The organism is Kribbella sp. NPDC023855 (genome assembly GCF_040639475.1).
In the GTDB taxonomy this organism is placed as follows: Bacteria; Actinomycetota; Actinomycetes; order Propionibacteriales; family Kribbellaceae; genus Kribbella.
Window position 1 is genome coordinate 428,817 of sequence record NZ_JBFAAA010000003.1, and the last position, 11,806, is coordinate 440,622.

Consider the following 11,806-nt stretch of genomic DNA (forward strand, 5'->3'; position numbering starts at 1 on the left):
CGGTCACTTGTCGCCACCGCCCTGCAGCGAGCTGTCCGGGTGGATCGAAGCGCTCTCCGGTACGACGGCCGCGCCGGTCAGCCCCAGGTAGTAGTCGGTCTGAGACTTGCCGAGCTGCATCTCGTGCGGCGGCTCCTGCATGCCCGGCAGCAGCGGTGCCAGCAGGTCCTTCTTCTCGTAGATGAGGGACTCGCGGCTGCGGTCGGCCAGCTCGTACTCATTCGTCATCGTCAGCGCCCGGGTCGGGCACGCCTCGATGCAGAGTCCGCACAGGATGCAGCGCAGGTAGTTGATCTGGTAGACGCGGCCGTAGCGCTCACCCGGCGAGAACCGGCCGGAGCCGTCCGCGGAGTCGTCGGCGTTGTCCGCACCCTCGACGTAGATCGCGTCCGCCGGGCAGGCCCAGGCGCACAGCTCGCAGCCGATGCACTTCTCCAGGCCGTCGGGCCAGCGGTTCAGCTGGTGCCGGCCGTGGAACCGCGGCGCGGTCGGCTTCTTGTCGAACGGGTACTGCTCGGTGAACACCTTGCGGAACATCGTCCGGAAGGTGACCCCGAACCCGGCGACCGGATCCCAGAGGGACTCTTTGACGCTAGCCACGGCTTCCTTCCTTGCTGCGAACATCGGTTTCGCTTCGGCTGGTGGTATCGGCCAGGGGTGGCGGCACCGGGAAGCCCCCGGCGAACGCGTCGAAGTCCGCTTCCGCCACCGGCTCGTCGGAGTCGGTCTTCTTCTGCGGCAGGAACATCGAGAGCACCGCGAACAGCGCGACGACGCCGGCCGCGATCAGCAGGTAGTTGCGCTGGCTGCCGCTGTCCACCTCGCGACCGATCGCGCGCACCGTGGCGACCAGCAGGATCCAGCCCAGCGAGACCGGGATGAGGATCTTCCAGCCCAGCTTCATGAACTGGTCGTAGCGCAGTCGCGGCAGCGTTCCGCGCAGCCAGATGTAGAAGAAGATGAAGCCCATCAGCTTGCCGACGAACCACAGCACCGGCCAGTAGCCGCTGTTCGCGCCGTCCCACAGCGAGATCGGCCAGGGCGCCTGCCAACCGCCCAGGAACAGCGTGGTGGCCAGCGCGGACACCGTCGCCATGTTGATGTACTCGGCCAGGAAGAACATCGCGTACTTCATCGACGAGTACTCGGTCAGGAAGCCGGCCACCAGCTCGCCCTCGGCCTCCGGCAGGTCGAACGGCGCCCGGTTGGTCTCGCCGATCATCGAGATCACGTAGATCACGAACGACGGGAACAGCAGGACGGCGTACCAGCCCGGGATCGGGATGTCGATGTCGAAGGGCAGGTTCAGCGTCTGGTGGTGGCTCTGCGCGCCGACGATCTCCGAGGTGGACATCGAGCCGGCGAACAGGAACACGGTCACCAGGGCCAGGCCCATCGCGACCTCGTAGGAGATCATCTGCGCGCTGGAGCGCAGACCACCGAGCAGCGAGTACGTCGAGTTCGAGGACCAGCCGCCGAGCACGATGCCGTAGATGCCGATCGACGCGATCGCCATCACGTACAGCACCGAGACCGGCAGGTCGGTGATCTGCAGCCGGGTGTAGGTGTCGGTGAAGGGGATCTTCACCGTCGGCCCGAACGGGATCACCGCGAAGGTCAGGAAGGCCGGGATCGAGACGATCACCGGGGCCGCGACGTAGACGAGCTTGTCCACGCCCTTGGGCATCAGGTCTTCCTTGAACATCAGCTTCATGCCGTCGGCCAGCGACTGGAGCAGACCGAACGGGCCGTGCACGTTCGGGCCGATCCGGTGCTGCATCCGGGCCACCACGCGGCGTTCCAGCCAGATGTTGAACAGGGTCAGCACGACCAGGAAGACGAAGACCAGCAGCACCTTGAGGCCGACCACCCACCACGGGTCGTTGCCGACCCCGGCGTCCGGCGGCGGTGCCATCGGCACAGCGAGCGAGATCATGCGTTCCCTCCGGCGATCGTCACGATCGAGCCGTGATCTGCGTGCAGCGAGCGTCTGACGTGCGAGTCGGCCGAGTTGGTCGGCAGCCACACGACGTTGTCGGACATCGCGGTGACGACCACCGGCAGCCGGATCGAGCCGGCGTCGGTGCTGACCACCAGCTCGTCACCGTCGTTCACGCCGACCCGGTGAGCCGTGGTCTGCGAGATCCGCGCCACCGGCCGGCGGGCGGTCGCGACCAGGTGCGGTTCGCCGTCGTTGCCGCGGCTGTCGTCGATCAGCATCCGCCAGGTCGCCAGCCGGGTCGAGTCGAACGCCCCCAGCGCCGGACCCGGCTGGTACGTCGGTTCGCCGGCCCGGTCGCCGTCCCAGCGGCCGAGCTCGTCGAACTCCTTCTTCGCCCCGGCCGGAGTGCTGAAGCCGAGCGAGGAGTCCATCTGTTGGGCCAGTGCGGCCAGCGCCCGGACGTCCGGCATCGCGGCCGGCACCTTGAGGACAACGGGGAACGGCCGCTCGCGACCCTCCCAGTTCACAAAGGTGCCGCTCTTCTCCGCCGGCGGAACGACCGGGAAGACGACATCGGCGTGCTCGGTCACCTGCGAGTTGCGGACCTCGAAGCTGACCACGAACGGCGCGGCTTCCAGCGCGGCCAGGGCCGCCGCCGGGTCGGGCAGGTCGTCGATCTCGACGCCCGCGACGACCAGTGCCTGCAGCGATCCGGCCGCGGCGAGAATCTCACCCGCGTCCTTGCCGACCGTGCCGGGCAGGTGCTCGACGCCCCACGCGGCCTGCAGGTCGACCCGCGCGGCCGCGTCCGTCACCAGGCGACCGCCCGGCAGCAGACCGGGCAGGCAGCCGGCCTCGAGTGCACCGCGGTCACCCGCACGACGCGGGATCCAGACCAGCTGTGCGCCGGTGTCCAGCGCGAGCCGCAGCGCGGCGGAGTACGCGCCCTGGACGGACGCGAGCCGCTCACCGACGACGATGATCGAGTCGGCGCCGAGCGCGTCCAGCGCCGCGGCGCCGGCCTCGCCCGCACCACGAAGATCGTTCAGTACCGCGGCCTCGGTGCCCGGGCTGCCGTGGACGACGACGCCCGACAGCTTCTCCACTCCGCGCGACGCGAACGGCGCGACGGTGAACACCTTGGTCCCGTTGGACCGGACACCCTTGCGCAGCCGCAGGAAGACCGACGGCGACTCCTCCTCGGGCTCGAAGCCCACCAGCAGGACCGAGCCGGCCTTCTCCAGGTCGGCGAACGTCGTCCCGAGGCCGGTGCCGGCCACCGCGGCGGCCAGGAAGTCGGCCTCCTCCGGTGAGTGCGGCCGGGCCCGGAAGTCGATGTCGTTCGTGCCAAGAGCAACCCGCGCGAACTTCGAGTACGCGTAGGCGTCCTCCAGCGTGAGCCGGCCACCAGTCAGTACTGCGGCGTTGCCGCGCGCGGCGGTCAGCTTCTTCGCCGCGAAGTCCAGCGCCTCCGGCCAGGAAGCGGCCCGCAGCTCGCCGTCCTCGCGGATCAGCGGGTGGGTCAGCCGGTCACCGGTGTTCGCGTAGTTGAACGCGAACCGGTCCCGGTCCGAGATCCACTCCTCGTTCACCTCGGGGTCGTCGCCGGCCAGCCGGCGCATCACCTTTCCGCGCCGGTAGTCGACCCGGATCGCCGCACCGGACGCGTCGTGCTCGGCCACCGACGGCACCGAGACCAGGTCGAACGGCCGGGACCGGAACCGGTACGCCGCGCTGGTCAGCGCGCCGACCGGGCAGATCTGGATCGTGTTGCCGGAGAAGTAGCTCTCGAACGGCTCCTTCTCGTAGATGCCGACCTGCTGCAGCGCGCCCCGCTCGAGCAGCTCGATGAACGGGTCGCCGGCGATCTGCATCGAGAACCGGGTGCAGCGGGCGCAGAGCACACAGCGCTCGCGGTCCAGCAGCACCTGGTCGGAGATGTTGATCGGCTTGGGGTAGGTCCGCTTCACCTCGTGGAACCGGCTCTCGCCCCGGCCGTTCGTCATCGCCTGGTTCTGCAGCGGGCACTCGCCACCCTTGTCGCAGACCGGGCAGTCCAGCGGGTGGTTGATCAGCAGGAACTCCATCTGTCCCTGCTGGGCCTTGTCGGCCACCGGCGAGGAGATCTGGGTCCGGATGACCATGCCGTCGGCAACGGTCAGCGAGCACGAGGTCTGCGGCTTCGGCATCCCCCGGCCGTTGCCCGCGTCAACGACCTCGACGAGGCACTGACGGCAGGCGGCGACCGGGTCGAGCAGCGGGTGGTCGCAGAACCGCGGGATCTGGACGCCGATCTGCTCGGCGGCCCGGATCGCCAGGCTGTTCTTCGGGACCTTCACCTCGACGTCGTCGATGGTGACAGTGACCAGGTCGACCTTCTCCACGGCGCCGCTGCCGGCCGGCGGATTGGCTTGGATCGTCATGCGGTTGCTCCAGCGGTCGCGAAGACGGTGGACAACATCGGGTCGAACGGGCAGCCGCCGTTCGTGAAGTGCGCGAGGTAGTCGTCCTTGAAGTGCTGGATCGAGCTGGTGATCGGCGCGGTGGCACCGTCGGCCAGCGCGCAGAACGACCGGCCGGTGATGTTGTCGCTCAGGTCCAGCAGGGTCTCGAGGTCGGACTCGTCGCCCTGACCGGCCTCCAGCCGCTCCAGGATCTGCACCAGCCACCAGGTGCCCTCACGGCACGGGGTGCACTTGCCGCAGGACTCGTGCTTGTAGAACTCGGTCCAGCGCAGCGTGGCCCGCACCGGGCAGGTGGTCTCGTCGAAGATCTGCAGCGCCTTGGTGCCGAGCAGCGACCCGGCCCCCGACACGCCTTCGTAGTCCAGCGGTACGTCGAGGTGCTCGGCGGTCAGCAGCGGCGTCGAGGACCCACCAGGGGTCCAGAACTTCAGCTCGTGACCCTCGCGGATCCCGCCGGCCAGCTCGAGCAGCTGCCGCAGCGTGATCCCCATCGGCGCCTCGTACTGACCGGGCCGGGTGACGTGGCCGGACAGCGAGTAGATCGTCGGGCCCTTGGACTTCTCGGTGCCCATCGAGCCGAACCAGTCGGCGCCGTTGTTGATGATCGAGGGAACAGACGCGATCGACTCGACGTTGTTGATGACAGTGGGGCAGCCGTACAGGCCGGCCACCGCGGGGAACGGAGGACGCAGCCGGGGTTGACCACGACGACCTTCCAGCGAGTCGAGCAGGGCGGTCTCTTCACCACAGATGTAGGCACCGGCGCCGGCGTGCACGATGACGTCGATGTCGTAACCGGACCCGAGGATGTTGGTGCCGATCAGGCCGGCTTCCTTGGCCTCGGCCACCGCCTGCTGGAGCCGGCGGATGACGTGCAGCACCTCACCGCGGACGTAGATGAACGCGGTGTTCGCGTTGATCGCGTACGCCGAGATGATGACGCCCTCGACCAGCGTGTGCGGCGAGGCGAGCATCAGCGGGATGTCCTTGCAGGTGCCCGGCTCGGACTCGTCGGCGTTCACCACCAGGTACTTCGGCTTCGGGTTGTCCTGCGGGATGAACGACCACTTCATCCCGGTCGGGAAGCCCGCGCCACCCCGGCCACGCAGGCCGGAGTCCTTGACCGCGGTGACCACGTCGGCCGGCTGCATCCGCAGCGCGGTGCGCAGCGCGTCGTACCCGCCGGAGCGCTGGTAGGAGGCCAGTTGCCAGGACCGGATCTGGTCCCAGTTGTCGGACAGCACGGGAGTGAGCACGGTCAGTCCTCCTTGCGGCTGTCGTCGGTGTGCACGGCCTGGGATTCCTTGCCTGGCTGGTCTTCCGGACGGGGCCCGGAAGCGGCCTCGGCGGAAACGGTCTGCTCGGCGGCGGCGCCGTTGCCGCGCCGGGAGTGGGTGCCTTCCGGCGCGGTCCAGTTGCGCTCGCGGGCCAGCCGCAGACCGGCCAGCGTCGCCTTGCCACCGGTCGGGCCCTCGTCGGCACGGCCGTCGGGGAAGCCGGCCAGCACGCGCTCGGCTTCCTTCCAGGTGCAGATCGTGGCGCCCCGCGGCGACTTCACCTCGGTGCCGTCGCGCAGGTCGTCGACCAGCTGGGTCGCCGACTCCGGCGTCATGTCGTCGAAGAACTCCCAGTTCACCATCATCACCGGCGCGTAGTCGCAGGCCGCGTTGCACTCGAGGTGCTCGAGGGTGATCTTGCCGTCCTCGGTGGTCTCGTCGTTGCCGACGTCGAGGTGCTGCTTGAGCCGCTCGAAGATCAGGTCGCCGCCCATGATCGCGCACAGCGTGTTGGTGCAGACCCCGACGTGGTAGTCGCCGACCGGGCGGCGCTTGTACATCGTGTAGAAGGTCGCCACCGCCGACACCTCGGCGCCGGTCAGGCCGAGCACCTGCGCGCAGGCCTCGATGCCCTCGGGGGTGATCCGGCCCTCGACCGACTGCACCAGGTGCAGCATCGGCAGCAGGGCCGAGCGGCCGACCGGGTACCGGGCGGCCAGCTCGCGCATCTCGGCGATCGTGGTCTCACCGATCAGCGAGTCGCCTGTGCTGTAGGGAACGGTTGTGTCAGCCATCTATCGGTCCACTCCACCCATCACCGGGTCAAGGCTGGCGACGGCGACGATCACGTCGGCGACCTGTGAGCCCTCGCACAGGATCGGCATCGCCTGCAGGTTTGCGAACGACGGGTCGCGGAAGTGCGCCCGGTACGGCTTGGTGCCGCCGTCGGAGACCAGGTGGCAGCCCAGTTCGCCGCGCGGCGACTCGATCGCCACGTAGGCCTGGCCGGCCGGTACCCGGAAGCCCTCGGTGACCAGCTTGAAGTGATGGATCAGTGCCTCCATCGACTCACCCATGATGTGCTTGATGTGGTCGAGGGAGTTGCCCATCCCGTCGTTGCCGACGGCCAGCTGGCTCGGCCAGCCGATCTTCTTGTCGGCCACCATCACCGGCTCGCCCTCCATCTTGGCCAGCCGGTCGGCGCACTGCTCGACGATCTTCAGCGACTCGTGCATCTCCTGCAACCGGACCCGGAACCGGCCGTACGAGTCGGCGGTGTCCCAGGTCGGTACGTCGAAGTCGTAGGTCTCGTACCCGCAGTACGGCTGGGTCTTGCGCAGGTCCAGGCCGTAGCCGGTGGCGCGCAGCGGCGGGCCGGAGATGCCCAGCGCCATGCAGCCGGTCAGGTCCAGGTAGCCGACGTCCTGCAGGCGCGCCTTGAAGATCGGGTTCGCGTTGCACAGCTCGGCGTACTCGGGCAGGTGCTTGTTCATCCAGGTGATGTAGTCCCGGATCTTGTCCAGCGCGCCCGGCGGCAGGTCCTGCGCGACGCCGCCCGGCCGGATGAACGCGTGGTTCATCCGCAGGCCGGTGATCAGCTCGAACAGGTCGAGCGTCATCTCCCGCTCGCGGAAGCCGATCGTCATCACGGTGAGCGCGCCGATCTCCATCCCACCGGTGGCGATGCAGACCAGGTGGCTGCTGATCCGGTTGAGCTCCATCAGGAGCACCCGCATCACGTTGGCCTTCTCCGGGATCTGGTCCTCGATCCCGAGCAGCCGCTCGACCGCGAGGCAGTACGCCGTCTCGTTGTAGAACGGCGACAGGTAGTCCATCCGGGTGCAGAACGTGACGCCCTGCGTCCAGGAGCGGAACTCCATGTTCTTCTCGATACCGGTGTGCAGGTAGCCGATGCCGCAGCGGGCCTCGGTCACCGTCTCCCCCTCGATCTCGAGGATCAGCCGGAGCACGCCGTGGGTGGACGGGTGCTGCGGGCCCATGTTGACGACGATGCGCTCTTCGGGCTCGTCGCCCAGGCCGGACACGACCGAGTCCCAGTCCTGACCGGTGACGGTGAAGACCTTGCCCTCGGTGGTGTCGCGAGTCGTCGCGTACGGATCTGTCGTGGTCATCAGTTGTAAGACCTCCGCGTGTCGGGCGGCGGGATGACGGCGCCCTTGTACTCGACGTCGATGCCGCCGAGCGGGTAGTCCTTGCGTTGCGGGTGGCCGGGCCAGTCGTCGGGCATCTGGATCCGGGTCAGGGCCGGGTGTCCGTCGAAGATGATGCCGAAGAAGTCCCAGGTCTCGCGCTCGTGCCAGTCGTTGGCCGGGTACACCGACACGATCGACGGGATGTGCGGGTCGGTGTCCGGGCAGGACACCTCCAGCCGGATCCGCCGGTTGTGGGTGATCGAGAGCAGGTGGTAGACGGCGTGCAGCTCGCGGCCGGTCTCGTTCGGGTAGTGCACACCCGAGACACCGGAGCAGAACTCGAACCGCAGGTCCGCGTCGTCCCGGATGTGCTGGGCGACCTCGACCAGCCGCTCGCGGGCGACGTGCAGGGTCAGCTCGCCGTGCGCGACCACGACCTTCTCGATCGCGCCGTCGCCGACCAGGCTCTCCAGCTTCTCGGTGGCGGCGTCGAACCAGCCGCCGTACGGCTTGGCCGATCCGCCCGGCAGCGCGACCTGGCGGCGCAGGCCGCCGAAGCCGGAGGTGTCACCGGTGCCGCGGACGCCGAACATGCCCTCGCGCTGGTCGATGACCTCGGCCGCCGGCGTCTGAGCGTCGCCACCGGGCGCGGTCGCCGGAAGGTTCTCAGGCTGGTGGTCACTCACCGGAGCAGCCCCTTCATCTCGAGAGTCGGGGACGCGGTCAGTGCCGCGGCCTCCTGCTCGGCCTGCAGTTCCCGCTTGTGCGCGCCGAGCTTGCCCTGCTGGATGTCCTCGTGCAGCTTGAGGAACGCGTCCAGCAGCATCTCCGGCCGCGGCGGGCAGCCGGGCAGGTACATGTCCACCGGTACGACGTGGTCGACACCCTGCACGATCGCGTAGTTGTTGAACATGCCGCCCGACGAGGCGCAGACACCCATCGCCAGCACCCACTTCGGGTTCGGCATCTGGTCGTAGATCTGGCGCAGGACGGGGGCCATCTTCTGGCTCACCCGGCCGGCCACGATCATCAGGTCGGCCTGCCGCGGCGAGGCGCGGAAGACCTCCATGCCGAACCGGGCCGCGTCGTAGCGCGGGGCACCGGTCGTCATCATCTCGATCGCGCAGCAGGCCAGCCCGAAGGTTGCCGGCCACAACGACGCCTTGCGCATGTAGCCGAACAGGCCCTCGACGGTCGTCAGCAAGACGCCGGCCGGAAGTTGTTCCTCAGCACCCATAGGTCAGTCCCACTCCAGTCCGCCGCGGCGCCACACGTAGGCGTACGCGACGAAGACGGTAACGATGAAGATGACCATCTCGATCAGCCCGAACAGCGCCATCTGGTCGAAGGCGACGGCCCAGGGGTAGAGGAAGATGATCTCGATGTCGAAGACGATGAAGAGCATCGCGGTGATGTAGTACTTCACCGGGAAGCGCCCACCACCGACCGGCTGCGGCGTCGGTTCGATGCCGCACTCGTACGAGTCGAGCTTGGCCCGGTTGTAGCGCCGCGGGCCTACGATCGCGCTCGTCACCAAGGTGCCCGCAACGAAGATCGTCGCGAGCACACCGAGGATGAGGATCGGTACGTAAGGGTGCATCTTGGGGGTGCTCCCTCCAAACTTTCGTCCGTACTGCGTGGGTCGGTTGCCTACTCGGTGTACTGCGTCACTGCCCTGTTGCGGTGCAGCACTGTGTTACCAGTACCGCTGTGTCTCACCTCACGCGCCCCACCGATCAGGCGGCCGGGACGACCTTGGTGAGACCGTTGATGATCTTGTCCATCACGTCGCCGTCGCGCGGGTCGGTGAGGTTGGCCAGCAGTTTCAGGGTGAACTTCATCAAGGTGGTGCGCGGCAGTCCGTACTTCGTGCACAGCCGCATCACCTCCGGGTTGCCGATCAGCTTCACGAACACCCGGCCGAGCGTGTAGTACCCGCCGTACTCCTGCTTCAGCGCCTTCGGGTACGCCGACAGCGCGCGCTCGCGCTGGTGCGGTTGCCGGCGCAGCGCCTGGGCGGCGACCTCGGCGGCGAACGATCCGGACTCCATCGCGTACGGGATGCCCTCGCCGTTGAACGGGTTCACCATCCCGCCCGCGTCGCCGAGCAGCATCAGGCCGCGGGTGTAGTGCGGCTGCCGGTTGAAGCCCATCGGCAGCGCCGCCCCGCGGATCGGGATGGTCTGGAACTCGTCGCGGAACTGCCACTCGTCCGGGGTGTTCTTCAGCCACTGCTTCAGCAGGTCGGCGTAGTCGACCTTGCCGAACGCGTCGGAGGTGTTCAGGATGCCGAGGCCGACGTTGACCGTGCCGTCGCCCATCCCGAAGATCCAGCCGTACCCCGGCAGCAGGTTGCGCTGACCCGGGTGCTGCGGGTCGTCGGCCCACAGCTCCAGCCATGACTCGAGGTAGTCGTCGTCGTGGCGCGGGCTGGTGAAGTAGGTGCGCACGGCGACGCCCATCGGGCGGTCGTCGCGCTTGTGCAGGCCCATCGCGACGCTCAGCCGCGACGAGTTGCCATCGGCGGCCATCACCAGCGGCGCGCGGAACTCGATGTCGTCACCGGCCCGGCGGCCGTTGTCGTCGACCGGCTTGGCGGTGACACCGACGATGAAGCCCTTGTCGTCCAGGATCGGCGCGGTCACGTTGGTCCGCTCGCGCAACTGGGCGCCGGCCTTGACGGCCTGGCGGGCCAGCATGTCGTCGAAGTCCATCCGGTTGCGGGTCAGCCCGTAGTTCGGGTGGCTGGCCAGGTCGGGCCAGTCGAGCTGCAACTGGTGCCCGGCGCCTTGGATCCGCAGGCCGTAGTTCTTGATCCAGCCTGCCTCGGGCGAGATGTCGATGCCCATGTTGATCAGCTGCTTGGTCCCCCGCGGGGTGAGGCCGTCGCCACACACCTTCTCGCGCGGAAAGGCGGTCTTCTCCAGCAGCAGTACGTCGAGACCGGCGTTCGCCAGATGGTAGGCGGCCGCCGAGCCTGCGGGTCCGGCACCGACAACGATCACATCAGCGGTCTCGGCCTGCTGCCTGAACGGCTCGCTCTGGCTCATCTCATCCCGGCCTGGAGGTTGGCTGCGTCACTCGTGAAGGGATTCACGAGGCCTGGTCATCCGACAGTCTAGGACTGCCTGACTTGGACACGAAACCGGCCCGGAACCCCTTCCCTGCAACCGATTTATGCGCACTTTTCCTTGCGTAATTAACGAGGCTTCACGCCGCGGTGGATTGCTACCAGGCCGCCGGTCAGGTTGCGCCACTGGACCTGGGTCCAGCCGGCTGCCTCGATCGTGTTCGCCAGGGGGATCTGGGCCGGCCAGGCGCGGACCGACTCGGCCAGGTACTCGTAGGCGTCGGGGTTCGTCGAGACCGCCTTCGCGACCACCGGGACGGCTCGCATCATGTACTTGAGGTAGGCGATCCGGAACGGCTTCCAGGTCGGGTGCGAGTTCTCCAGCACCACCAGCCGGCCGCCCGGTTTGGTCACCCGGAGCATCTCGGTCAGCGCGACCGTGACGTCGACCACGTTGCGCAGCGCCCAGGAGATGGTGACCACGTCGAACGTCTCGTCCGCGAACGGCAGCCGCAACGCGTCACCGGCCACCAGGTCCAGCTCGGGGTACCGGCGCTTGCCGACCCGGAGCATGCCGACCGAGAAGTCGCACGAGACCACCTCGGCCCCGGCCTCGCGCAGCTTCACGCTGGACGCGCCGGTTCCGGCGGCCAGGTCGAGGATTTTCATCCCCGGTCGCGGCCCGATCGCAGCCAGTGTCTGCGGCCGCCAGTAGGCCTTCTCCAGCCCCATCGTGGCGACCGCGTTGGTCCGGTCGTAGCCCTCGGCCACGTTGTCGAACATCGCGGCCACTTGCTCGGGTTGTTTGCTCAAGTCCGCCCTGGTCACCTGTCTAGTGTGCTGCACCGCTCTCCGTGCGCCAGCTCCGGTGTCCAGGTGCGTGCATCGCAAGGCGGAGG

Annotated in this window: 11 protein-coding genes; all 11 read right to left on the minus strand. The window is 68.3% G+C overall.

Translation table 11 applies throughout. The features are described from left to right. Positions 1-3: 3 nt before the first annotated feature. Positions 4-624 (minus strand): NADH-quinone oxidoreductase subunit NuoI, encoded by a 621-nt coding sequence (gene nuoI / locus AB0F51_RS12865; RefSeq protein WP_360278417.1) that lies wholly within the window; start codon positions 622-624, stop codon positions 4-6. Continuing rightward, positions 593-1,936 (minus strand): NADH-quinone oxidoreductase subunit NuoH, encoded by a 1,344-nt coding sequence (nuoH, locus tag AB0F51_RS12870; RefSeq protein ID WP_360278420.1) that lies wholly within the window; start codon positions 1,934-1,936, stop codon positions 593-595. Before nuoH ends, nuoI begins: the two co-directional genes overlap by 32 nt. After that, positions 1,933-4,365, minus strand: coding sequence for an NADH-quinone oxidoreductase subunit G (locus AB0F51_RS12875; protein WP_360278423.1), 2,433 nt, complete (start codon positions 4,363-4,365; stop codon positions 1,933-1,935). The genes nuoH and AB0F51_RS12875 overlap by 4 nt, the downstream gene beginning before the upstream one ends. Continuing rightward, complete coding sequence (nuoF, locus tag AB0F51_RS12880) at positions 4,362-5,669, minus strand: NADH-quinone oxidoreductase subunit NuoF (RefSeq protein WP_360279721.1); 1,308 nt, start codon at positions 5,667-5,669, stop codon at positions 4,362-4,364. The genes AB0F51_RS12875 and nuoF overlap by 4 nt, the downstream gene beginning before the upstream one ends. Beyond that, complete coding sequence (nuoE, locus tag AB0F51_RS12885) at positions 5,666-6,478, minus strand: NADH-quinone oxidoreductase subunit NuoE (RefSeq protein ID WP_360278426.1); 813 nt, start codon at positions 6,476-6,478, stop codon at positions 5,666-5,668. The genes nuoF and nuoE overlap by 4 nt, the downstream gene beginning before the upstream one ends. Further along, entirely contained in the window at positions 6,479-7,816 is a 1,338-nt protein-coding gene (locus AB0F51_RS12890) for an NADH-quinone oxidoreductase subunit D (protein ID WP_360278429.1), read from the minus strand. It lies immediately after the preceding gene. Next, entirely contained in the window at positions 7,816-8,523 is a 708-nt protein-coding gene (locus AB0F51_RS12895; RefSeq protein ID WP_360278432.1) for an NADH-quinone oxidoreductase subunit C, read from the minus strand. Before AB0F51_RS12895 ends, AB0F51_RS12890 begins: the two co-directional genes overlap by 1 nt. Next, on the minus strand, positions 8,520-9,074 hold the full coding sequence (locus AB0F51_RS12900; protein WP_360278434.1) for an NADH-quinone oxidoreductase subunit B family protein: 555 nt from the start codon (positions 9,072-9,074) through the stop codon (positions 8,520-8,522). The genes AB0F51_RS12895 and AB0F51_RS12900 overlap by 4 nt, the downstream gene beginning before the upstream one ends. A gap of 3 nt (positions 9,075-9,077) precedes the next feature. Next, a complete protein-coding gene (locus AB0F51_RS12905) occupies positions 9,078-9,437 on the minus strand; it encodes an NADH-quinone oxidoreductase subunit A (RefSeq protein ID WP_360278437.1) in 360 nt (119 codons plus the stop codon). Between the two features lie 136 nt (positions 9,438-9,573). Beyond that, positions 9,574-10,887: a geranylgeranyl reductase family protein gene (locus tag AB0F51_RS12910; RefSeq protein WP_360278439.1), complete on the minus strand. Its 1,314-nt coding sequence runs from the start codon at positions 10,885-10,887 to the stop codon at positions 9,574-9,576. 149 nt (positions 10,888-11,036) lie between these two features. After that, the gene (locus AB0F51_RS12915; RefSeq protein WP_360278442.1) at positions 11,037-11,735 is read right to left on the minus strand and encodes a demethylmenaquinone methyltransferase; all 699 of its coding nucleotides are present in this window, start codon (positions 11,733-11,735) and stop codon (positions 11,037-11,039) included. Between the last annotated feature and the right edge of the window lie 71 nt (positions 11,736-11,806).